The sequence below is a fragment of the Thiohalobacter sp. COW1 genome (assembly GCF_016629505.1).
Classification (GTDB): Bacteria; Pseudomonadota; Gammaproteobacteria; order Thiohalobacterales; family Thiohalobacteraceae; genus Thiohalobacter; species Thiohalobacter thiocyanaticus_A.
Genome location: NZ_AP024239.1, coordinates 305,007 through 325,831 on the forward strand (window position 1 = coordinate 305,007; position 20,825 = coordinate 325,831).

Here is a 20,825-nt window from a genome sequence, read left to right on the forward strand (position 1 = left end):
ACCTCAATGGCCCGCCGAAAAAACACGATGACGGAAGAGTTACACCGTTGCCCGCTTAAGGGCAGAGACAGTCGCGTTCCCGTGTCCCGGAGGGGCGGCAACGCTGACCCGTGATGTACAGTCTGCATATCTTACAGATTTCCGAGTGAATTTTCACCCCTGATTCCGGTTTAATTTCCTGTGGGGGGCGGAAATGTGCGGGAAAAACAGGTATTTTTCCATGTATTACAAGTGTCTTGGATGATTGTGAAATATAATCACAGAGTATGCAGGGAATAATGCCCGGTGCGTGGCGCCGGGGCTGTTGTGTGCGGCCTGCCGCGGCATATGCGTCGGCAGGCATGCATAATCAGTATAATGCACGAACGGCGTTCAACGGTCTCAATGGTGTTATACAACTATGTTAGATGTCATACGGGGTAATCTGTTGTGCAAGTGCCTGGGCGGGGCCGCCTGCCTGCTGTTGTCGGCCTGCACCTGGGTGGAGCCCACGCCCGCGGGTGCGCAGGTGCAGGTGGTGACGGCGGAGGCGGTGGCCGACTGCCTGCGCCTCGGCACCACCCGGGTGTCGGTGCTGGACCGGCTGGCGGGGATCCCGCGCAGCTATCGCAAACTCGAGCAGGAACTGGATGTGCTGGCGCGCAACAGCGCGGCGCGCATGGACGGCGACCGGGTGGTGGCGGAGAGCGAAATCGTCGAGGGTGAACGTATCTATGCGGTTTATGACTGCCGCCGGCCGGCGCAGGAGCAGGCCGGCGAGGCAGGGGCGGAAGTCTTTCCCCTGCGCTGAAACCGGCATGAGACTTGCGCAATAAGCGATTGAGGAAAATGGGAAACTGTTATACCCTGCGGGCTCCTGGCAATACCGGTCAATGGTGGCTTGTGCCGGTCCCTCCGCAACGATAAGCTGTGAACCCCGTCAGGCCCGGAAGGGAGCAGCGGCAGCAGTGGACTCGGGTGCCGGAGTGTGGCGGGTACAGGCCGCCTCCTAATTCATCTTTCATGAAATATTCCCTACACTGGGGACAGCCCCGAATGGCGCTTACCTTGGCCGCGTCATCCCCGCGAAGGCGGGGATCCAGCGTCTGTGTGCCCTGCCGGGTACTGGATTCCCGCCTTCGCGGGAATGACGGACGGGCTGAAATCCGCTTTACGTAACGGCCATTCGGGGCTGTCCCCGGTTTGCGGTTTGAGTTGATCACATGTCCTATCAGGTTCTTGCCCGAAAATGGCGGCCCCGCAGCTTCGCTGAACTGGTGGGGCAGGCCCATGTCCTGCGCGCGCTGGTCAATGCGCTGGACAATGACCGCCTGCACCACGCCTATCTGTTCACCGGTACCCGCGGTGTGGGCAAGACCACCCTGGCCCGCATCCTGGCCAAGTCCCTGAACTGCGAGACCGGCGTCGGCTCGCATCCCTGCGGCGAATGCTCGGCCTGCCGCGAGATCGACGAGGGGCGCTTCGTCGATCTGATCGAGGTCGATGCCGCTTCCCGCACCAAGGTCGACGAGACCCGCGAGCTGCTGGAGAACGTCCAGTACGCCCCCACCCGCGGGCGTTACAAGGTGTACCTCATCGACGAGGTGCACATGTTCTCCAACCACAGTTTCAACGCCCTGCTCAAGACCCTGGAGGAGCCGCCGCCGCACGTGAAGTTCCTGCTGGCGACCACCGATCCGCAGAAGCTGCCGGTGACCATCCTGTCGCGCTGCCTGCAGTTCAACCTCAAGCGCCTGCCGCCGGAGCAGATCCGTGACTACCTGGAGCAGATCCTGGAACGCGAGGGCATCAATGCCGAGGCGGGGGCGTTGCGCGAACTGGCCCGCGCCGCCGACGGCAGCATGCGCGACGGCCTGAGCCTGCTGGACCAGGCCATCGCCTACGGCGGCGGCGAGGTGCGCGAGGCCGAGGTGCGCACCATGCTCGGCACCATCGAGCGCGAGTTCGTCTACGACCTGGTGCGGGCGCTCGCCGCCGGGGACGGCAAGGCGCTGCTGGCGCGGGTGGGCGATGCCGCCGAGCGCAGCACCGATTTCGCCGCGCTGCTGGCCGAGTTGTTATCGGTGCTGCAGCGCATTGCCGTTCACCAGGCATTGCCCGGGGAGGGGATGGACGAATATGCCGATGCCCCGGAAGTGATCGCCGAACTGGCCGCGGCCCTGACTCCCGAGGATGTCCAACTCCACTATCAGATCGGCCTGATCGGCCGCCGCGACCTGCCGCTGGCGCCGGACCCGCGCGGCGGACTGGAGATGATCCTGCTGCGCATGCTCAGTTTCCGCCCGGCGGCCGCCGCGCAGACGCCGGCCGCCGCGGCCCCGGCCCGGGCCGCGCGGCCGGGTGCCCGAGGGGCGGCAAGCCAGGCCTCCGCGCCCGCGGCGCCGACTGCAGCGGCATCCGGGGGCGGCGCGGCTCAGCCGGCCGGCGACGACTGGCCCGGCCTGATCGCCGCCATGGGCCTGCGCGGCCTGGCCGGACAGCTGGCGGAGAACTGCACCCTGATCAGCTGCGGGGACAGCCGGGTGCAGCTGCATCTGGATCCGGCCCACCAGCACCTGCTGACCCCGGCGCTGCAGGCCAAGCTGGCCGAGGCGCTGAACCGCTGCCTGGGGCGTGAGGTGCGGCTGGAGATCGACAGCGGCAGCGGGACGCCGCCGCCGGCCGAGACCCCGGCCCAGCAGCAGGCCCGGCGCAGCCAGGAGCGCCAGCAGGCCGCCGAGAGTGCGATTGCCGCCGACGAGACGGTCCGGGCGCTGCAGGATACCTTCAACGCCCGGGTGCAGCCCGACAGCATCCGGCCCCTGGACGATGCATGAACGCATAACCCATGAACTCACTCTGGGTGTATTCGGAAACTTCTGAGAGGAAAGGCAATGAAAGGCGGATTAGGCAACATCATGAAGCAGGCCCAGCAGATGCAGGCCAACATGCAGAAGGCCCAGGAGGAGCTGGCCAACGTGGAAGTCACCGGTCAGGCCGGCGGCGGCATGGTCACGGTGGTGATGACCTGCCGCAACGAGGTGCGCCGGGTCAATATCGACGACAGTCTGATCGGCGATGACAAGGAGATGCTGGAGGATCTGATCGCTGCGGCCATGAACGACGCCGTGCACAAGGCCGAGGCGACGACCCAGGAGAAGATGTCCGGGCTGACCGCCGGCATGGGGCTTCCGCCCGGCTTCAAGATGCCGTTCTGAAGCGCTGACCCATGTCCCTGTCCCCGGCGATTCAACGCCTGGTCGAGGCGCTGCGCTGCCTGCCCGGCGTGGGACCCAAGTCGGCCCAGCGCATGGCCTTCCACCTGCTGGAGCGCGACCGCGAGGGCGGCCGCCGGCTGGCCGCCGCGCTGACCGATGCCATCGACAAGGTCGGCCACTGCGAGCAGTGCCGCACTCTGACCGAGGAGCCGGTGTGCGGCATCTGCCGCAGTGACAGCCGCGACCGCAGCCAGTTGTGCGTGGTCGAGACCCCGGCCGACATCGTCGCCGTGGAACAGGCCACCGATTTCCGCGGCCTGTATTTCGTCCTCATGGGTCACCTCTCGCCCCTGGACGGCATCGGACCGGCCGATATCGGCCTGGACCGGCTGGCGGAGCGCCTGGCCCGGGGCGAAGTGGCCGAGATCATCCTCGCCACCAATCCCACAGTGGAGGGCGAGGCCACGGCCCAGTACATCGCCGATCTGGCCCGCAGCCACGGCATCCGGGCCACGCGCCTGGCGCATGGCATCCCGCTCGGGGGTGAACTAGAATACGTGGACGGCGGCACCCTGTCGCACGCCTTCAGCGGCCGCCGGGACCTCTGAGTCTCCACCCTGTCACCCGAGGGAAGGTAAGGTCACGGAATGGACGTCTCACGCCTACCTGTCATCGCCCACGGCGCGGGCCTCCCGACGTCGGCCGGCGCCCATGCCCAGCGCAGCCGCGGGGGCGAACCGGTGATCGAGCCCGCCGCCGTGCGCCGCCCGCGCGACGCCGCCGAGCAGGCCATTCAGGGCGAACTGCTTGAACGCAGCCGCAGCGAGCACCGTTACAGCCCCACCAGCGACTTCCTGCGCTCACGCCTGTATGAGAGCGGCGAGGATGCCGCAACCGGCCAGCGCAGAGGCGCTGCCGACAACTTCGCCGGCCGCCAAGCCGTCGGCGCCTACCTCTCCCATACCCGCGAACTGATCCAGCCCGACGCCAACCGCGGCACCGCGGTCGATTATTTCATCTGAGGTTCGGTGATATAAACGCAGGGTGCGCAGAGGCGCGAAGAGCAGTAAGTATTCCGTCATTGCGAGCGCAGCGAAGCAATCTCGTGCCGCGTGATCAGTCGGTTGGCGATTATTCGCCACGCTCGCCCCTGAGCACCCAGGGGGCATAAAGGCGTTGTGCCCTCGTAAGCCCGCTTGTGCCACGGCGCTGCGCGCCATGGAATCCCTGCGGGCTTCATCATGGCTATCCCCCCCTTCGAGTCAGGGCATCGCAATGACGGAGTCATCACAAGATCCTCACACCCTTTGCGACTCTGCGTCTTTGCGCACTCTGCGTTATCCTCACCACTGGTCGAAGTTATCATGATCTCAAGATGAGGAGGAGCGAGTCCCATGACCGACTGTCTGTTCTGCAAGATGGCCGCCGGCGAGATCCAGCCCGACACCGTACTGGAAACCGACGACGTCATCGCCTTTCGCGACATCAATCCACAGGCCCCCACCCATGTGCTGGTTATTCCGAAACAGCATATCGCCACCCTCAACGACCTGCAGCCGGCGCAGGCCGAGCTGGTCGGGAAGATGTATCTCGCCGCCCGGGAGGTTGCGCGCATCGACGGCCTGGACCAGCGCGGCTATCGCACCGTGATGAACTGCCTGGAAGAGGCCGGGCAGTCGGTATTCCATCTGCACCTGCACGTGCTCGGCGGCCGGCCGATGCAGTGGCCGCCGGGATGAGTTCTGCCATGCCGGGGTGACAATAACGCGGAGAACGCAGAGACACGGAGGCGCAAAGGGTAATCAATCAGGTTGCTGCAGGTTGGGCGGGACAAAGCAAAGCGAAGACTGACCTGCATTCGCTGCATTTGCCGACCTGGTACACGCAGGTCGGGTTAGTACAGCGTAACCCGACATGCCGCGGTCGGTGCCGGCTTGCGCCTTTCAGGCTGCCCCGACCTGCGGTTGCCGACAGATACACAGCGCTGAAGACACGATATCAGTAATCACCAAGTCGCTCTTCGGCCGCCTCCAGTTGCGCATACAGCTTGCGGTAGCTCTCCAGCCGCCGCGCGCTGATCTCGCCGGCATCCACCGCTGCCTGCACTGCGCAGCCGGGCTCGTTCAGGTGCCGGCAATTGTGGAAGCGGCAGTGACCGGCGGGGTCGTGGAATTCGCGAAAGCCCCGCTCCAGCTGCGCCTTGTCGATGTGCCAGAGATGAAAGTCGCGCACCCCGGGTGAGTCGATCAGCTTGCCGCCGCCCGGCAGATGATAGAGGGTGGTGTCAGAGGTGGTATGCCGGCCCTGGCCGCTGGCCTCGGACAACTCGCCGACGCGGATCTCGTGTTCCGGCAGCAGCGTATTCACCAGCGAGGATTTGCCCACGCCCGACTGGCCGACCAGGATGCTGGTGTGGGTGGCAAGCAGTTCGATCAGCGGCTGCAGGGCACCGGGCTCGCGGGTATTCACCCGTACCACCGGTATATCCAGGGCGGCGAATTCCGCCAGCAGGGCATCGATATGCGTACGCGTGTCGGCAGTGAGCCGGTCGGTCTTGTTCAGCACCAGGGCCGGCCGGGCGGGCATCAGTTCGGCGGCGATCAGGTAGCGGTCGATGAGGGCGGCGGTGGGCTCGGGCGCGGGCGCGATGACGATCAGCAACTGGTCGATGTTGGCCGCCAGGGACCGCGGTCGGCCGCGATGATCGGGGCGGGAGAGGGCACTGGTACGTGGCAGTACGCGCTCGATTACGCCCTGGTCATCGCCCGCGGATGACCATTCCACCCGATCGCCGCAGGCCAGGTCATGCACCCGCTTGCGCGCAGTGCATTCGAGCCGCTCCCCGTTCTCGGCCTCCACCAGGGCGTTGCGGCCGTGGTGCCGGATCACTTGGCCGGTATGGATGTCGGTCTGCGCTGAGATCGCGGAGCGGGGCTTCAGCGGGTTACGGCGCGGCATCCTGTGGTTCCGGCGAGGCGCTTTCAGCCGTTGCCCGCTTCCAGCGCGTCCACCCGGGCGGCGCAGATGAAGTCGTTGTCCGACAGCCCGCCGACCGAATGGGTGGTGAAATGCACCGTGCAGCGGTTGTAGCTGACCTCCAGGTCGGGGTGATGGTCCTGCCGGTTGGCGATCCAGGCCACGGCGTTGACGAAGGCGACGGTCTGGTAGAAATCCTTGAACCTGAAGCTGCGTACCAACGCAGGGGTATCCCGGTCCAGCGTCCAGTCGTCATGCAACTGGCTCAGCTTGTCCTGGGCCTCGTCCAGGACCAGCGCCGGGCTGCCTTTGGGCAGCGGTTTGCAGTGCTGTTCCTTGAGCGGTGTGGTCATGGTCGGTTCACTTGAATCGGTAGTGGGTTTGATTCAGGTACTCTACGACATTTTCCACGTCCTGGTCGAACCAGCGCAGGCCCAGGCTGGCGTCGCAGCGCCTTACCTGCTTGTGCAGGGCCTCCAGCGAATTGACCCGGCGGTCCTCGCGGGTATAGACGCCGCTGTCATGGCACTGCATGCAGTGCTGGTCGTGCAGCTTTTTGCCGGCCTGGGCATCTGCCGCCGCGGCAGGGCCGGCGGCCAGCAGGCCGAGGGTCAGAAACAATGGGATCGATCGTATGAACATGGCTACGCTCCTTCAGGCAGGCTGCCTGGTGTTGGCGTTCAGCTGTGCGACCCGCAACGGTGCGGGTGGGTGCGAGTCATAGAAGCTGGAATACAGCGGGTCCGGCGTCAGGGTGCTGGCGTTCTCCCGGTACAGCTTGACCAGGGCCTGGACCAGGTCGCCGGCACGCGTCTGGCTGGCGGCGTAGGCGTCGGCCTCGAACTCGTGCTTGCGCGACAGGGCGTTCATCAGCGGTGACAGGAAGAAGCCGAACAGCGGGCTGACCAGCAGGAACAGGATCAGGCCCATGTGCAGCGAGGGCTCGTTCACGCCCAGGCCATGGAAGAAGGCAGGCTGCTGGATCAGCCAGCCCAGTGCCGCCAGGCCGGCGAGGCTCAGCAGGGCCATGGAGACCAGCCGTTTGTGCACGTGCTTGTGTTTGAAGTGCCCCAGTTCGTGCGCCAGCACGGCCTCGACCTCGTCCGGGTCCAGCGACTTGAGCAGGGTATCGAAGAAGACGATGCGCTTGTTCTCGCCCAGGCCGGTGAAGTAGGCGTTGCCGTGCCCGGAGCGTTTTGAGCCGTCCATGACGAAGATGCCGTTGCTGGTGAAGCCGCAACGGCTCAGCAGTGACTCGATGCGCTGTCTGAGTTCATTGTCTTCCAGCGGGCTGAACTTGTTGAACAGCGGCGCGATGAAGGCCGGATAGGCCCACAGCATCAGCAGGGTGAAGCCCATCCACACAATCCAGACGTACAGCCACCAGAGGCTGCCCGAGGCCTGCATCAGCCACAGCACCACGGCGATCAGCGGCGTGCCCAGCAGCAGCAGGAGCAGACCGTTCTTCAGCATATCGCCGATGAAGGTCGGGAGATCGGTGCGGTTGAAGCCGAACCGCGCCTCCAGGCCGAAGGTGTGATAGAGCGAGAACGGCAGGTCCAGCAGGCTGGAGAGCATGAACAGGCTGAGCATGACCGCCACGCCGGTCCACAACGGGCTCCACTCCAGCTGCGACCAGGCCCCGTTGAGCAGGGCCAGGCCGCCGCCCAGGGTCCAGGCCAGCAGGATCAGGTAGCCGTATGCGCCCTCGGCCAGTCCCAGCCGGGTCTTGGCCAGGGTATAGTCGGCGGCCTTGCGGTGGGATGCGAGCGGGATATGATCGCGAAAGGCCGCCGGCACCTGCCCGCGGTGATTGCGGATATAGCGCATGTGCCGCGCCGCCAGCCACCACTGGGTCAGGGCGGTGGCGAGCAGCATAACGAGAAAGATGGCGGTGTAGAGATTCATGGCATGCCGCATGTTGGCTGGAACTGACCCGGATTATACTCACCGGTTCCCGGGCCCGGCCAGCGCTGTCGGCCGGCAAAATCCGGACAAATAACCGTGTTTCATCTCCGGCGGTCGATGCTGGCCTTTGGGAAAGGCATTCGGTAGCATGGCCGGACAGTTCAGGCACAGGAAATTCCACACAATATCATGGCCCAGGATCCCAATAATCTCATCTGGATCGATCTGGAAATGACCGGTCTGGATACCCAGAACGACCGCATCATCGAGATCGCCACCATCGTCACCGATGCCAACCTCAACCTGGTCGCCGAGGGCCCGGTGCTGGCGGTGCACCAGGACGAGGCGTTGATGAAGGCCATGGACGACTGGAACCGCAAGACCCATGGCGAGTCCGGCCTGATCGAGCGGGTCAAGAACAGCCGCCTCGACGAGCGCGCCGCCGAACTGCAGACCCTGGAGTTCCTGCGTCAGCATGTTCCCCAGGGCAGATCCCCCATGTGCGGCAACAGCATCTGCCAGGACCGGCGCTTTCTCGCCCGCTGCATGCCCGAACTGGAGGCCTGGTTTCATTACCGCAACCTGGATGTGAGCACGCTCAAGGAGCTGGCCGCACGCTGGACGCCGGACCTGCTGTCGCGCTTCACCAAGAAGGCCACCCACCAGGCCCTGGACGATATCCGCGAGTCCATCGAGGAACTGCGCTTCTACCGCGAGCATTTCATCAGGTTGTAATCGTTTGCTTTTGCGCCGGGAACGCAGAGGGCGCAAAGGCACAGAGGCGCAGAGGTTCAAAAATGTAAATGCCTCTGAATAATTCGTCATTGCGAGCGAAGCGTGGCAATCTCCAACCGATTGATCCTGCATTACGAGATTGCCGCGCTTTCTCATAGAATCCCTTCGGGATCCATCATGAGTACCCTACCCTTCGGGTCAGGGCATCGCAATGACGGGAGTAATCGGATTAATCAGGAGTACCGTAATACTCTGCGTGCTCTGCGTTTCTGTCACCCCCCTGAAGAGTCAGCAGTTATTGCGGATGCCGCTTCGCCAGGTGCAGCCAGGTCTTGAGCACGCTGTCGGGGTTGAGCGAGACGGTCTCGATGCCCTGCTCGATCAGCCAGGCGGCGAGATCGGGGTGATCCGAGGGCCCCTGACCGCAGATGCCGATGTATTTCCCCTTGGCCCGGCACTTCTCGATCGCCATGGCGATCAGTGCCTTCACCGCCGGGTTGCGTTCATCGAAGCTCGCCGACACCAGCCCGGAGTCGCGGTCCAGTCCCAGGGTGAGCTGGGTGAGGTCGTTGGAGCCGATGGAGAAGCCGTCGAAATGCTCCAGGAACTCGTCCGCCAGCAGCGGGTTGGAGGGCAGTTCGCACATCATGATCAGGCGCAGCCCGTCCTCGCCGCGCTTCAGGCCGTTGTCGGCAAGCAGTGAGACCACCTGTTCCGCCTCCTGCAGGGTGCGCACGAAGGGAATCATGACATCCACATTGATGAGTCCGATCTCCTTGCGCACCTTGTTCAACGCCCGGCACTCCAGTTCGAAACAGGGCCGGAAGGCCTCGCTGATGTAGCGCGCGGCACCGCGGAAGCCCAGCATGGGATTTTCCTCCTCGGGCTCGTACTGCGTCCCGCCAAGCAGGTGGGCGTATTCGTTGGACTTGAAGTCCGACATGCGCACGATCACCTTCTTCGGCCAGAAGGCGGCGGCGATGGTGCTGATCCCCTCGGCCAGCTTGTCGACATAGAAACTGACCGGGTCGGTATAGCCGGCGCTGAGCCGGTCGATCTGCTGTTTGATCTCGTCCGACTGGCCGGCGTACTCCAATACCGCGCGTGGATGCACGGCGATGGACTTGTTGATGATGAACTCCAGCCGGGCCAGCCCGACGCCGTGATTGGGCAGGGCCTGGAAGTTGAAGGCCTGATCGGGGTTGGCGACGTTCATCATGATCTTCACCGGCAGTTCCGGCAGCCGGTCCAGGTCGTGGGTGCTGCGTTCGTAATCCAGTTTGCCGCGATAGACATTGCCGGTGTCGCCCTCGGCGCAGGAGACCGTCACGGCCGCGCCGTCGGGGACCTGTTCGGTGGCGTCGCCGCAGCCGACCACCGCGGGGATACCCAGCTCGCGGGCGATGATGGCGGCGTGACAGGTGCGGCCGCCGCGGTTGGTGACAATGGCCGCGGCGCGTTTCATCACCGGCTCCCAGTCCGGGTCGGTCATGTCGGTGATCAGCACATCGCCGGCCTCGACCCGGTGCATGTCCTCGATGCGGTCGACGATGCGGGCCGGGCCGTCGCCGATGCGGCCGCCGATGGCGCGGCCCTCGGCTAAAATCTCGCCGCGTTCGTGCAGACGGTATTCCTCCAGCTGCAACGCGTCGCTGCGGCTCTTTACGGTTTCGGGCCGGGCCTGGACGATGAAGATGCCGCCGTCGCCGCCGTCCTTCGCCCATTCGATGTCCATGGGCCGGCCGTAGTGATCCTCGATGGCGATGGCCTGGCGCCCGAGCTCGATCAAGTCGTCGTCGTCGAGTGCAAACCGCAGTCGCTCGGCCTCGGGAACCTCCACGGTCTCCACCGGCGGCTCGCCCGGCGCGGCCTCGCGGTAGACCATCTTGACGGCTTTCTCGCCGCGGATGCGACGGATGATGGCGGGTCTGCCCTCGCGCAGCAGCGGCTTGTGCAGGTAGAACTCGTCGGGATTGACCGCACCCTGCACCACGGTCTCGCCCAGACCCCAGGCGGCGGTGATGAAGACGGCGTCGCGGAAGCCGGATTCGGTGTCCAGGGTGAACATCACTCCGGAGGCGCCGATGTCGCTGCGCACCATGCGCTGCACGCCGGCCGATAGCGCCACCTGATCGTGCTCGAAGCCGTGGTGCTCGCGGTAGGTGATGGCGCGGTCGTTGAACAGGGAGGCGAATACGCCCTTGACCGCGTGCAGCACCGCGTCGATGCCTGCGATGTTGAGAAAGGTCTCCTGCTGACCGGCGAAGGAGGCGTTGGGCAGATCCTCTGCCGTGGCCGAGGAGCGCACCGCCACCGAGACGCCCTCGGTATGGCGACGCTCCATCTCGGCATAGGCGTCACGGATGGCGGTCTCCAGTTCGGCGGGGAAGGGTGTATCCATGATCCATTGTCGGATCTGACCGCCGGTGCGGCTCAGGGCCTGAACGTCCTCGATGTCGAGTTCGCGCAGCGCGGCGTAGATGCGCTGATCCAGTTCCTCATGGGCGAGGAAGGTGCGGTAGGCATCGGCGGTGGTGGCGAAGCCGCCGGGCACCTGCACGCCGGCCGCGGTCAGTTCGCGTACCATCTCGCCGAGCGAAGCGTTCTTGCCGCCGACGCTGGGTACGTCATCGATAGTCAGTTCCTCGAACCAGACAACCAGACTGTTCATTGTGTTCCTGCCTGCCGAAGGGGATGTGTGGGTGTGGATATGATCCGTCTGCGAGCCTAGCACGGGCCCGATCGGGATAAAACCAGAGTCGCCGGGCCGCCGTTCCCGCGGCCTGTTCCGGGCAGGCCGCAGAGGAGTGAACGGATTCCCAACAGGATGGTGGCATGAGGTGCCCGGCTGCTTACTCTTTCTGCGTCAGGTTGCTGTATCATGCGCGGCTGACCCCGCTGGTGCAGCGGCACCGTGAGGCCCGCTCCGGTTATGGTGATGTCGCAGCCTTATCGTAGCGGAAGGTGCCTTAAGGAGAGTTTCCATGAAATATCACTCGATTGATGAATTCCTCGCTCATGTAGCAGAACGCAATCCCGGCCAGCCGGAGTTCCTGCAGGCGGTCACCAAGGTGATGAAAAGCCTCTGGCCCTTCATCCAGACGCATCCCAGATATGCCGAACACGGGCTGCTGGATCGACTGGTCGAGCCGGAGCGCATTGTCATGTTCCGCGTTTCATGGGTGAACGACCAGGGCGAGGTGCAGGTCAATCGTGGCTATCGGGTGCAGTACAGTTCGGCGATCGGCCCCTACAAGGGAGGGCTGCGTTTCCATCCCTCGGTGAATCTGTCTATCCTGAAGTTCCTCGCCTTTGAGCAGACCTTCAAGAATGCGCTTACCACCCTGCCGCTGGGCGGGGGCAAGGGCGGCTCGGATTTCGATCCCAAGGGCCGCAGTCCCGGCGAGGTGATGCGTTTCTGCCAGGCCTTTGCCGCGGAACTGTTCCGGCATGTGGGTTCCGATACCGATGTGCCGGCTGGTGATATCGGTGTGGGCGCGCGCGAGGTCGGATTCATGACCGGCATGGTGAAAAAGCTCACCAATCGTGCCGACTGCGTGTTCACCGGGAAGGGGCTGAGCTTCGGCGGTTCTCTGATCCGCCCCGAGGCGACCGGCTATGGCACGGTATATTTTGCCGAGGAGATGCTCAATCGCATGGGCCGCGGCCTGGATGGCCTGCGCGTGGGCGTGTCCGGTTCAGGCAACGTGGCACAGTATGCAGTGGAGAAGGCCACGGCCCTGGGCGGCAGGGTGGTGACGGTTTCGGATTCCAGCGGCGTCATCGTGGATGAAGACGGCTTTACCGCCGAGAAGCTGGCCGAACTGATGGAAGTGAAGAACCACCTCTACGGACGGGTGAGCGACTACGCGGAACGGGTGCGGGTGAAATTCATCCCCGGCAAGCGGCCGTGGCATGTGCCAGTGGATGTTGCCCTGCCCTGCGCGACCCAGAATGAACTGGACGAGGGGGATGCCGAGCAGCTGGTGAAAAACGGTGTGCTGTGTGTGTCCGAGGGCGCCAACATGCCCTGCACACCCGAGGCGGTGAAATGCCTCGAGGATAACGGCGTGCTGTACGCACCCAGCAAGGCGTGCAATGCCGGCGGTGTGGCCACCTCTGGACTGGAGATGAGTCAGAATGCCATGCGCTTGTCCTGGCGTCGGGATGAGGTTGATGACCGTCTGCGCATCATCATGCGCAGTATCCACGAGGCCTGTCTCGAACACGGGCAACGCGAAGACGGCGGTTTCAGCTATGTGGACGGGGCCAATGTGGCCGGATTCGTCAAGGTGGCCGATGCCATGCTGGCGCAAGGTGTGGTATAGCCTTTCCTCTCCATGACGGGAAGCAAGATGAGCGATGAGACACCCTATCCGGTCTTTCTGCTGTCCGACCACACCGGCATCACGGTGGAGAAGCTGGCGCGCAGTCTGCTGTCGCAGTTCACCGGGCTGGAGTTCGATATCCATACCATACCCTTTGTCGATACCGCTGCAGCGCTCTGCTCGGCGGTCGACCGTATCGACGCCAGCGCCGAGGCAGCCGGCGTGCCGCCGCTGGTCTTCGCCACCCTGATCGATGCCCCCCTGCGCGAGCAGCTGCACGGCTGTCGGGGTACGGTGTTCGACATCTACGCCGTCCTGCTGGGGCCGGTGGCCGAGGCCCTGCATGCCGAGGCCACGCCGCGCCGGGGCCAGACCCATGGCGGGGCCGACAATGGCTATCTCGACCGCATCGGCGCCCTGGAGTTCGCGCTCGCCACCGACGACGGGGTGGCGGTCAAGCGCTACCAGGATGCCGACCTGATCCTGATCGGCCTGTCGCGCAGCGGCAAGACCCCGACCTCGCTCTATCTGGCGCTGCAGTACGGCCTGCGTGCGGCCAACGATCCGTTGACCGAGGAGGATCTGGACAGTCCGCAGTTGCCCGGGCGCCTGCAATCCTTCCGTCACAAGCTGATCGCGCTGCGCATCGAACCGGAGCGTCTGCGCCGGGTGCGCGAGCAGCGCCGCCCCGGCAGCCGCTATGCGTCACTGGAGCAGTGCCGCCGCGAGGTCAGGCAGTTCGAGACGATGCTGGCAGGACTGGACATTCCGGTGTTGGACAGCTCGCGCATGTCGATCGAGGAGCTGGCGGCGAGTGTGGTGAGGATGGTGAGGAGTGAGGAGTGAGGATAGCTTCCCCTTCACTCCGCACTCGACTTCATGTAATCACCGACGGCGCCTCGCGTCCGGTATGGGTGCGGATACCGGCCACCTCGTCGGCCAGGCGGATCAGTCCGGCCAGCGCGGTCTGGGCATCCTGGTGTTGCTGGTCGGGGTCGGCCTCGTAGCGTTCCAGGTAGACGCGCAGGGTCGCGCCCTGGGTGCCGGTGCCGGAGAGTCGGAATACCATGCGCGAGCCGTCGCTGAAGCCGATGCGCACGCCCTGAGCCTCGCTCACACTCTGATCGATGGGATCCTCGTAGCGGAAGTCGTCGGCATAGGCGACTTCGTGCTCGCCCAGCCGCCGGCCCTGGAGCTCGGGCAGGCGCTGCCTGAGGGCCTGCATCAGGGTGTGCGCGCCCTCACTTTCCACATCCTCGTAATCATGGCGGGAGTAGTAATTGCGGCCATAGGTGGCCCAGTGATCATGTACCAGCTGCTCGACCGACTTGCCGGTCACCGCCAGCAGATTGAGCCAGAACAGTACCGCCCACAGGCCGTCCTTCTCCCGCACATGCGCGGAGCCGGTGCCGAAGCTCTCCTCGCCGCACAGGGTGACCTCGCCGGCGTCCAGCAGGTTGCCGAAGAACTTCCAGCCGGTCGGGGTCTCGTAGCACTTGATCCCGAGTGCCGCGGCCACCCGGTCGGCGGCCTGGCTGGTGGGCATGGAGCGGGCCACGCCCTTGAGGCCCTCGGCATAGCCGGGCACCAGGGTGGCATTGGCGGTGAGCACGGCCAGGCTGTCGCTTGGCGTGACGAAGAATCGGCGGCCCAATATCATGTTGCGATCGCCGTCGCCGTCGGAAGCCGCGCCGAAGTCCGGGGCGTCGTCGGCGTAGAGGATATCCACCAGTTCGCGCGCATAGGTGAGGTTGGGGTCGGGATGGCCGCCGGCAAAATCCTCCTGCGGCACGGTGTGCATCAGGCTGCGGGTCGGGGCGCCCAGGCGCCGCACCAGGATCTCCTCGGCGTAGGGACCGGTCACGGCATGCATGGCATCGAAGCGCAGGCTGAAATCGCCCTGCAGCAGGGTGCGGATGCGGTCGAAGTCGAACAGTTCCTCCATCAGGCCGGCATAGTCGTCCACCGGATCGATGACATCCACCGTCATGCCTCCCAGTTCAGTGCTGCCGGTACGGGACAGGTCGATGTCCCCGGCCTCCAGGATGCGATAGCGGTCGAGTTCGCGGCTGCGGCTGAAAATGGCCTCGGTGATGCGTTCCGGCGCCGGACCTCCGTTGGCGGTGTTGTACTTGATGCCGAAATCCGCATCCGGGCCGGCCGGATTGTGGCTGGCCGAGAGAATGATGCCGCCGAAGCAGTGATACTTGCGGATCACGCAGGAGGCGGCCGGCGTGGAGAGGATGCCGTCGCGTCCGACCAGGATGCGGCCCACGCCATTGGCCGCAGCCATTCTCAGGATGATCTGGATGGCGCTGCGGTTGTAATAGCGTCCGTCGCCGCCGACGACCAGGGTCTGACCCTCGAGCCCGTCCAGGCTGTCGAAGATGGACTGGACGAAATTCTCCAGGTAATGCGGCTGTTGAAAGACCCTGACCTTCTTGCGCAGCCCCGAGGTACCTGGGCGCTGGTCGGGGAAGGGCTGGGTCGGGATTTCAAGGCTGGACATCGAGGCTCTCTGCGGCTGCTGAGGGTAGGGATGGTATCGTTATATTATGGGGTCTGCCGACACCGCTTTGAAGTGGTACTGAAAGATATTGCGTGACGGCCGCTAGAGGTATAGCTTTCGGTTGAAATGCGAACGACTGTGGTATCCTGACAAGTATGCTGGTTACTGATCACAAAACCCGGTTGCACGGTCGCCAGAACGATCTGAGTGATCTGATGGCCATCTACGAGTGCAACTATATCCGCCTGCGCCAGCTGCTGCGGGAGCTGGACGCCTACGCGCTGGATACCAGCTATGTCTCGCAGGCGGCGCGGGCGCTTGACCTGCATCTGCACCTGCATGAACGCAGCCGCTACACCACCACCCTGTCACTGACCTATCTGTTCCAGGACGCGTTGGGTGAATTCCCCGCGCCGGACATCCGCGTACGCCTGTATCACGATGCCCGCCTGGCCGAGGTCATCGCCTGCGGCCGGCGGCGCGGGCGGCGGGACGCCGTCTATGACCGGATGCGCAACCGCTACAGTCTGGACCGCAAGTGGCACATGAACCGTTTCCTGCAGAAATGGCTCGGCTACTGCCTGCGCCAGGGACACCGTTTCCTCCCGCCCGGGGAGGCCGATGCGGCGCTGCCGGACTGGGAAGGCCTGGCCGGCGGTCCGCTCCGCTAGCCGCGCGCCTCGCGACTTTATTCCACTCTGTTGATTTCGCTGATATAACCGCCGTCGCCGGCCGGCTCCGCCGGCAGTGTCCCGGCAAAAACCCTGCACGCCTTATAGTTGACTGATTTGCTCAGGATTAGTATAAAGCCTTACTAATCATGTAAGGATTTGCAGGTATACCTCATGCGACTTTCAACCAAGGGCCGTTATGCGGTCACCGCAATGATGGATCTGGCGGTGCATCAGGACACCGGGCCGGTCACGCTGGCGGACATCTCGCGCTGTCAGGGCATCTCCCTGTCCTACCTGGAGCAGCTGTTCGCCAAGCTGCGCCGCCAGGGTCTGGTCAAGGGTGTACGCGGGCCCGGTGGCGGCTACCGCCTGGCCAAGCCGCCGTGCGACATCTCGGTGGCCGACATCATCCTGGCCGTCGACGAGAAGGTCGACACCACCCTGTGCGAGGGGCAGGAGAACTGCCAGGGCGGCAAGCGCTGCCTGACCCATGAGTTGTGGAACAATCTCTCGCAGCAGATCTACGACTACCTCGCCCAGATCAACCTCGAGGAGTTCCTCTCCCGTCCCTCGGTGCGCGAGGTGATCGAGCGCCAGGGCGAGGCCGGACAGCACAAGCACGAGCACGAAGTCCGGCGCTTTACCCTGGCCTGAGCGGTGGCCGCAGGCCGCAAGCCGTCACGCGCGGCCTGATCGGTTGCGTCGGCCAGCCTTCTGTCCGCTCGGGCGTCAGACCGGGAGGGTGTCTCTGCCCGGTTACCGCCTTCAGTCCGCATTGGCGGGTTTTTCCCATACCAGGATACGGTTGTTCTCCGGCATTTCGTAGTCTTCGGCCGGCCTGAGTCCCGCCTGTTCCGCCAGGGCGTTGAGATCATCCACATCGCGGATGCCGCTTTCCGGGTCGCGTTCCTTCAACCACTGATCGAAGCGTTCGTTGCTCGGGCTGGTGTAGGTGCCGTGATAGTTGAACGGCCCGTACAGACAGAAGCGGCCGCCCGACCTGAGGATGCGGCCGATGCCGCGGAACATGGCCTCCACCTCGTGCCAGTGCATGATGTGCACGGTGTTGGCGCTGAACACGCCGTCGAAGCTCTGTTCCGGCCAGGCATCGGTGGCCACGTCCAGGGCGATGGGCGGGACCAGGTTTGCCAGATCCGCCTCTTCCAGCCACTGTACGATTCCCGCATGCATGTCGCGCACGTCGCTGGTGTGCCAGCGCAGGTGCGGCAGTTCAGTGCTGAAGAAGACTGCATGCTGGCCGGTGCCGCTGCCGATCTCCAGCACACTCTCGATGCCGGCGAATTCGTGTTGCAGCACGGCCAGGATGGGCAGCTTGTTCTGCTCACTGGATTCGGCGAAGGGTTTGTTTGTCATCGTCAGAGCCTTTGTTCCAGCAGGTGGGTGATATCGGCGTCGGTCAGGACCACCGGGTTGGTCTTCATGCTGCTGCCGCGGCTGCTGGCCACGATGCGCGGCAGGTCGGTCGCTTCCACGCCCAATTCGCCGAGCTCCGGCAGATCCAGCTGTTCGGTCCAGTCATAGAGCAGCTGTACCAGTTTTTCCCTGGCCGCCTCGGGCTCGCGGATGCGCTGCTGGCACAGGATCTCGGCCAGGCGGGCGTACTTGGCCAGCGCCGGATTGTCGGGTTCGCGCTCGCGCATCACATCGATGTTGACCCGCGTCGCCTCGGCCACGAGGGTGCCGCAGACCACGCCATGACCGATGGGGAAGTAGGCGCCCAGCGGCGAGGCCAGGCCGTGCACCGAGCCCAGCCCGGTCTGGGCCAGGGTGATGCCCGAGATCAGGGCGGCATAGGCCATGCGGGCGCGCGCCTCCAGGGCGCTGCTGCCGTGGTGGTACCAGTCCAGCAGGCCGTCGCGCGCCGCCCGCAGCCCGGAGATGGCGAGCGCATCGGTGAAGGTGTTGGCCCGCAACGAGACATAGGATTCGATCAGCTGGGTCAGGGCGTCCATGCCGTTGGCCGCGATCAGCTCCGGCGGACAGCCGCTGAGCAGGTCGGGATCGACCACGGCGTATTCCGGCACCAGCTGCTCATCGCGGAAGGATTTCTTGAAGCCGGTCTCGCCCTGGCGGCTGAGCACGGCGTTCTTGGTCGCCTCGCTGCCGGTGCCGGCGGTGGTCGGCACGGCAATGAAGGGCACGGCCGGTCCCGCGTAAGGCAGTTCCGGGCCGACGCCTTCCAGGTAGTCCATCACCGAGTTCCCCACCCGCAGCAGCCCGGCGACGGCCTTGGCGGCATCCAGTACGCTGCCGCCGCCGATGCCGATGACCACGGCGAAATCCCCGTCACGGTATTTCGCCACGGCGGCGTCGACCAGTTCGGGCGAGGGTTCGCCGGCCACCTGGAACTGTTTCCAGCTCAGCCCCGCCTCCTTCAGCCCCGAATACAGACCGGCGGCGTGGGGCGAATCGGTGAAGGAGCGGGCACCCGTGATCAGCAGGGCACGACTGCCGTAGCGGGCGGCCAGCGCGGGTACCCGCTGCAGCCGGCCGCTGCCGAATTCGATACGCGGCAGGCGGGCGAGGGAGAAGGGCGCGATCATGCCCCGGCTCCGCCGTGCGGGAACAGGCCCCGCCAGGGGATGCCCTGGCGGGGTTCGGCCATCCAGTCGGCCACCGCATCGCGCCAGGCCTGGTAGTGCGGGGTGTCCTTGTGCGCCCGGGCCGCATCGGTGTCGGTATAGGCCTCGTAGAGCAGAAAGCGGGTGGCGTCCTCGGGCGACTGCAGCACGTCGAAGCGCAGATTGCCCGGCTCCTGGATCGAGGCCCGGTGATTGGCCTCGGTCGCGGCGATGAAGTCCTCCAGGTGTTCGGGCCGGACATGAACCTGGACCAGAGTGACGTGCATGACAACCTCCTGTTGCTGATATGGTTTTTCTGAGCCGGCAAGCCGGGGTTCAAGCCCTTGCGCTGCTGTCCGACATATTATGATAAGCCGTTAAACCCCTCCCGAGTCCATTATGGCAGATGATGCAATCCTGCAGGCCGACGCCCAGGTGTCCACGCCCGAGCCTGACGCGAAGAATCCGCGCAACCTGGCCGAATGGGTCGATGTGCTGAGCCAGCAGGGCATGCCCATTTTCACCCATACCCTGCGCTCGATCTCGGGGATGGCGGCCGACCGTCAGAGTTCGGCCTCGGAACTGGCCAACGTGATCCTGCAGGATGCGGCCATGACCGCCAAGCTGCTGCGCATCGCCAACAGTCCCTACTACAACACCCAGGCCAAGAGCATCAGCACTGTCTCACGCGCGGTGGTGCTGCTGGGCTTCGATGCCGTGCGCGGCCTGGCGCTGTCCATCGCGGTGGTGGAGTCGGCCGCCAGGGGGGCGAACAAGGCGCGTCTGGCGGCGGACATGGCGCGGGCTTTCCATGCCGCGGTGCAGGCGCGCGCCTTCGCACAGCAGCGGCGCGACCGCTCCCCCGAGGAGGTGTTCATCGCCACCCTGCTGTTCAGTCTGGGGCGGCTGGCCTTCTGGGGCCATGCCAGCGAGGTGGCCGACCGGCTCAATGCCGAACTGGAGCAGCCCGGCGCCGACCCCGTGGCGCTGGAACGCGAACTGCTGGGTTTCGCCTTCGATGAGTTGTCGCTGCAACTGGCCCGCGAGTGGCGCCTCGGCACCCTGGTGGAGAACGCCCTGGAGGGCAAAGGCGAAGCCGATCCGCGCGTGAGCAACGTGGAACTGGCCCGCGAACTGGCCCTGACCGCCGAGCAGGGCTGGGACACGCCGGAGATGAAGCAGCTGTTGAGCCGGTTGGCGGAGAATCTGTACCTGCCGGTCAATGATGTGGAGCAGATGGTGGTCAGGAATGCCGGCGAAGCCCAGAAGGTCGCTGCCTGCTTCGGTGCCGGCGATGCCTCGGAACTGATCCCGCTGCCGCAGAAGCCGCGGGCGCGGGTGCGCCGCGAGGCCGAGGATGAACCGGGACAGATCAACCGCTTCCCAGAACCCGATCCCATGCTGCAACTCAAGATCCTGCGCGAGGTGACCTCGCTGGTCGAGGGGCGGTTCGATTTCAACCTGATGCTGGAGATGGTGCTGGAAGGCATCTACCGCGGCGCGGGCATGGACCGCACCCTGTTCGCCCTGCTGTCCCGCGACCGCAGCCAGCTCAAGGCCCGCTATGTGCTGGGATGGGACCAGCAGGCGCTGCGCCAGCACTTCGCCTTCGAGGTGTCGCCGGTCAAGGCCAACATCTTTCTGCACGTGCTCGACAGCCACGAACCCTGCTGGATTTCACGCGAGAGCGATTCCCGCCTGCTCGGTCTGGTCACCGACGAGGTCCGTTATGTGACCGGCGAGGCGCCGTTCATGGCCATGCCGATCCTGATCCAGAATCGGGCCATCGGGTTGTTCTATGCCGACCGTCTGCCCAGCCGGCGGCCGCTGCGCGAGGACGATTACTCCAGTTTCAGGCATTTCGGGCAGCAGGCCAACATGGCGTTGTCGCTGCTGTATCAGGGCAGGTAGGCGCA

General features: G+C 64.9%; 21 protein-coding genes and 1 other RNA gene. 13 read left to right on the top strand and 9 right to left on the bottom strand.

Features of this window, described 5'->3' with window-relative positions:
* The first annotated feature begins 400 nt into the window (after positions 1 to 400).
* From COW1_RS01350 to COW1_RS01380, 7 genes are all read left to right on the top strand, one after another.
* Positions 401 to 790, top strand: coding sequence for a DUF4156 domain-containing protein (locus COW1_RS01350; RefSeq protein ID WP_096366828.1), 390 nt, complete (start codon positions 401 to 403; stop codon positions 788 to 790).
* A 93-nt stretch (positions 791 to 883) separates the two neighbouring features.
* An RNA gene (gene ffs, locus COW1_RS01355) (signal recognition particle sRNA small type) lies at positions 884 to 980 on the top strand.
* 222 nt (positions 981 to 1,202) lie between these two features.
* The gene (gene dnaX, locus COW1_RS01360) at positions 1,203 to 2,816 is read left to right on the top strand and encodes a DNA polymerase III subunit gamma/tau (RefSeq protein WP_201345208.1); all 1,614 of its coding nucleotides are present in this window, start codon (positions 1,203 to 1,205) and stop codon (positions 2,814 to 2,816) included.
* A gap of 57 nt (positions 2,817 to 2,873) precedes the next feature.
* Positions 2,874 to 3,197, top strand: coding sequence for a YbaB/EbfC family nucleoid-associated protein (locus COW1_RS01365; protein WP_096366826.1), 324 nt, complete (start codon positions 2,874 to 2,876; stop codon positions 3,195 to 3,197).
* Between the two features lie 11 nt (positions 3,198 to 3,208).
* The gene (gene recR, locus COW1_RS01370) at positions 3,209 to 3,805 is read left to right on the top strand and encodes a recombination mediator RecR (RefSeq protein WP_096366825.1); all 597 of its coding nucleotides are present in this window, start codon (positions 3,209 to 3,211) and stop codon (positions 3,803 to 3,805) included.
* Between the two features lie 39 nt (positions 3,806 to 3,844).
* A complete protein-coding gene (locus tag COW1_RS01375; RefSeq protein WP_096366824.1) occupies positions 3,845 to 4,219 on the top strand; it encodes a hypothetical protein in 375 nt (124 codons plus the stop codon).
* A gap of 372 nt (positions 4,220 to 4,591) precedes the next feature.
* The gene (locus COW1_RS01380) at positions 4,592 to 4,936 is read left to right on the top strand and encodes a histidine triad nucleotide-binding protein (protein WP_096366823.1); all 345 of its coding nucleotides are present in this window, start codon (positions 4,592 to 4,594) and stop codon (positions 4,934 to 4,936) included.
* 259 nt (positions 4,937 to 5,195) lie between these two features.
* On the opposite strand, the gene rsgA is transcribed toward COW1_RS01380, so the two are convergent.
* From rsgA to COW1_RS01400, 4 genes are read right to left on the bottom strand one after another with little or no spacing between them, the layout of a single operon-like run.
* Complete coding sequence (gene rsgA / locus COW1_RS01385) at positions 5,196 to 6,155, bottom strand: ribosome small subunit-dependent GTPase A (RefSeq protein WP_096366822.1); 960 nt, start codon at positions 6,153 to 6,155, stop codon at positions 5,196 to 5,198.
* 23 nt (positions 6,156 to 6,178) lie between these two features.
* Complete coding sequence (locus tag COW1_RS01390) at positions 6,179 to 6,526, bottom strand: 4a-hydroxytetrahydrobiopterin dehydratase (protein ID WP_096366821.1); 348 nt, start codon at positions 6,524 to 6,526, stop codon at positions 6,179 to 6,181.
* A gap of 7 nt (positions 6,527 to 6,533) precedes the next feature.
* Entirely contained in the window at positions 6,534 to 6,815 is a 282-nt protein-coding gene (locus COW1_RS01395; RefSeq protein WP_201345209.1) for a cytochrome c, read from the bottom strand.
* Between the two features lie 12 nt (positions 6,816 to 6,827).
* Positions 6,828 to 8,081, bottom strand: a complete 1,254-nt coding sequence (locus COW1_RS01400) for a M48 family metallopeptidase (RefSeq protein WP_242466470.1) — start codon at positions 8,079 to 8,081, stop codon at positions 6,828 to 6,830.
* A 189-nt stretch (positions 8,082 to 8,270) separates the two neighbouring features.
* On the opposite strand from COW1_RS01400, the gene orn reads away from it, so the two are divergent.
* Positions 8,271 to 8,816, top strand: a complete 546-nt coding sequence (gene orn / locus COW1_RS01405) for an oligoribonuclease (protein ID WP_096366818.1) — start codon at positions 8,271 to 8,273, stop codon at positions 8,814 to 8,816.
* 295 nt (positions 8,817 to 9,111) lie between these two features.
* On the opposite strand, the gene ppsA is transcribed toward orn, so the two are convergent.
* Positions 9,112 to 11,487 carry a phosphoenolpyruvate synthase gene (ppsA, locus tag COW1_RS01410; protein WP_201345211.1) on the bottom strand — a complete coding sequence of 792 codons (2,376 nt, stop codon included), beginning with the start codon at positions 11,485 to 11,487 and terminating at the stop codon, positions 9,112 to 9,114.
* Positions 11,488 to 11,800: 313 nt separating this feature from the next.
* Here ppsA and gdhA point away from each other — a divergent pair, with 313 nt between their 5' ends.
* Together gdhA and COW1_RS01420 are read left to right on the top strand one after the other, a co-directional pair.
* Positions 11,801 to 13,144 (top strand): NADP-specific glutamate dehydrogenase, encoded by a 1,344-nt coding sequence (gene gdhA / locus COW1_RS01415; RefSeq protein WP_096366816.1) that lies wholly within the window; start codon positions 11,801 to 11,803, stop codon positions 13,142 to 13,144.
* 27 nt (positions 13,145 to 13,171) lie between these two features.
* Complete coding sequence (locus COW1_RS01420; RefSeq protein WP_201345212.1) at positions 13,172 to 13,990, top strand: pyruvate, water dikinase regulatory protein; 819 nt, start codon at positions 13,172 to 13,174, stop codon at positions 13,988 to 13,990.
* 31 nt (positions 13,991 to 14,021) lie between these two features.
* On the opposite strand, the gene COW1_RS01425 is transcribed toward COW1_RS01420, so the two are convergent.
* Positions 14,022 to 15,653 carry an alpha-D-glucose phosphate-specific phosphoglucomutase gene (locus COW1_RS01425; protein WP_201345213.1) on the bottom strand — a complete coding sequence of 544 codons (1,632 nt, stop codon included), beginning with the start codon at positions 15,651 to 15,653 and terminating at the stop codon, positions 14,022 to 14,024.
* Between the two features lie 155 nt (positions 15,654 to 15,808).
* Here COW1_RS01425 and COW1_RS01430 point away from each other — a divergent pair, with 155 nt between their 5' ends.
* Both COW1_RS01430 and COW1_RS01435 read left to right on the top strand, forming a co-directional pair.
* Positions 15,809 to 16,324 (top strand): DUF1249 domain-containing protein, encoded by a 516-nt coding sequence (locus tag COW1_RS01430; RefSeq protein WP_096366813.1) that lies wholly within the window; start codon positions 15,809 to 15,811, stop codon positions 16,322 to 16,324.
* Between the two features lie 174 nt (positions 16,325 to 16,498).
* Complete coding sequence (locus COW1_RS01435) at positions 16,499 to 16,981, top strand: Rrf2 family transcriptional regulator (RefSeq protein ID WP_096366812.1); 483 nt, start codon at positions 16,499 to 16,501, stop codon at positions 16,979 to 16,981.
* 111 nt (positions 16,982 to 17,092) lie between these two features.
* On the opposite strand, the gene COW1_RS01440 is transcribed toward COW1_RS01435, so the two are convergent.
* From COW1_RS01440 to COW1_RS01450, 3 genes are read right to left on the bottom strand one after another with little or no spacing between them, the layout of a single operon-like run.
* On the bottom strand, positions 17,093 to 17,701 hold the full coding sequence (locus tag COW1_RS01440; RefSeq protein ID WP_096366811.1) for a DUF938 domain-containing protein: 609 nt from the start codon (positions 17,699 to 17,701) through the stop codon (positions 17,093 to 17,095).
* 2 nt (positions 17,702 to 17,703) lie between these two features.
* A complete protein-coding gene (locus COW1_RS01445) occupies positions 17,704 to 18,891 on the bottom strand; it encodes an iron-containing alcohol dehydrogenase (protein ID WP_201345214.1) in 1,188 nt (395 codons plus the stop codon).
* Positions 18,888 to 19,196, bottom strand: a complete 309-nt coding sequence (locus COW1_RS01450) for an antibiotic biosynthesis monooxygenase (protein WP_096366809.1) — start codon at positions 19,194 to 19,196, stop codon at positions 18,888 to 18,890. The genes COW1_RS01445 and COW1_RS01450 overlap by 4 nt, the downstream gene beginning before the upstream one ends.
* A 112-nt stretch (positions 19,197 to 19,308) precedes the next feature.
* Here COW1_RS01450 and COW1_RS01455 point away from each other — a divergent pair, with 112 nt between their 5' ends.
* The gene (locus COW1_RS01455) at positions 19,309 to 20,820 is read left to right on the top strand and encodes an HDOD domain-containing protein (RefSeq protein ID WP_201345215.1); all 1,512 of its coding nucleotides are present in this window, start codon (positions 19,309 to 19,311) and stop codon (positions 20,818 to 20,820) included.
* The last annotated feature ends 5 nt before the right edge of the window (positions 20,821 to 20,825 follow it).

What these genes read in the sequence shown, in the direction of transcription:
- ppsA (WP_201345211.1), bottom strand. Translation starts at nt 11,487, where the DNA reads ATGAACAGTCTGGTTGTCTGGTTCGAGGAACTGACTATCGATGACGTA.
- COW1_RS01440 (WP_096366811.1), bottom strand. Translation starts at nt 17,701, where the DNA reads ATGACAAACAAACCCTTCGCCGAATCCAGTGAGCAGAACAAGCTGCCC.
- COW1_RS01395 (WP_201345209.1), bottom strand. Translation starts at nt 6,815, where the DNA reads ATGTTCATACGATCGATCCCATTGTTTCTGACCCTCGGCCTGCTGGCC.
- recR (WP_096366825.1), top strand. Translation starts at nt 3,209, where the DNA reads ATGTCCCTGTCCCCGGCGATTCAACGCCTGGTCGAGGCGCTGCGCTGC.
- COW1_RS01430 (WP_096366813.1), top strand. Translation starts at nt 15,809, where the DNA reads ATGCTGGTTACTGATCACAAAACCCGGTTGCACGGTCGCCAGAACGAT.
- rsgA (WP_096366822.1), bottom strand. Translation starts at nt 6,155, where the DNA reads ATGCCGCGCCGTAACCCGCTGAAGCCCCGCTCCGCGATCTCAGCGCAG.
- orn (WP_096366818.1), top strand. Translation starts at nt 8,271, where the DNA reads ATGGCCCAGGATCCCAATAATCTCATCTGGATCGATCTGGAAATGACC.
- COW1_RS01350 (WP_096366828.1), top strand. Translation starts at nt 401, where the DNA reads ATGTTAGATGTCATACGGGGTAATCTGTTGTGCAAGTGCCTGGGCGGG.
- gdhA (WP_096366816.1), top strand. Translation starts at nt 11,801, where the DNA reads ATGAAATATCACTCGATTGATGAATTCCTCGCTCATGTAGCAGAACGC.
- COW1_RS01455 (WP_201345215.1), top strand. Translation starts at nt 19,309, where the DNA reads ATGGCAGATGATGCAATCCTGCAGGCCGACGCCCAGGTGTCCACGCCC.
- COW1_RS01445 (WP_201345214.1), bottom strand. Translation starts at nt 18,891, where the DNA reads ATGATCGCGCCCTTCTCCCTCGCCCGCCTGCCGCGTATCGAATTCGGC.
- COW1_RS01450 (WP_096366809.1), bottom strand. Translation starts at nt 19,196, where the DNA reads ATGCACGTCACTCTGGTCCAGGTTCATGTCCGGCCCGAACACCTGGAG.
- COW1_RS01375 (WP_096366824.1), top strand. Translation starts at nt 3,845, where the DNA reads ATGGACGTCTCACGCCTACCTGTCATCGCCCACGGCGCGGGCCTCCCG.
- dnaX (WP_201345208.1), top strand. Translation starts at nt 1,203, where the DNA reads ATGTCCTATCAGGTTCTTGCCCGAAAATGGCGGCCCCGCAGCTTCGCT.
- COW1_RS01365 (WP_096366826.1), top strand. Translation starts at nt 2,874, where the DNA reads ATGAAAGGCGGATTAGGCAACATCATGAAGCAGGCCCAGCAGATGCAG.
- COW1_RS01425 (WP_201345213.1), bottom strand. Translation starts at nt 15,653, where the DNA reads ATGTCCAGCCTTGAAATCCCGACCCAGCCCTTCCCCGACCAGCGCCCA.
- COW1_RS01435 (WP_096366812.1), top strand. Translation starts at nt 16,499, where the DNA reads ATGCGACTTTCAACCAAGGGCCGTTATGCGGTCACCGCAATGATGGAT.
- COW1_RS01380 (WP_096366823.1), top strand. Translation starts at nt 4,592, where the DNA reads ATGACCGACTGTCTGTTCTGCAAGATGGCCGCCGGCGAGATCCAGCCC.
- COW1_RS01400 (WP_242466470.1), bottom strand. Translation starts at nt 8,081, where the DNA reads ATGAATCTCTACACCGCCATCTTTCTCGTTATGCTGCTCGCCACCGCC.
- COW1_RS01390 (WP_096366821.1), bottom strand. Translation starts at nt 6,526, where the DNA reads ATGACCACACCGCTCAAGGAACAGCACTGCAAACCGCTGCCCAAAGGC.
- COW1_RS01420 (WP_201345212.1), top strand. Translation starts at nt 13,172, where the DNA reads ATGAGCGATGAGACACCCTATCCGGTCTTTCTGCTGTCCGACCACACC.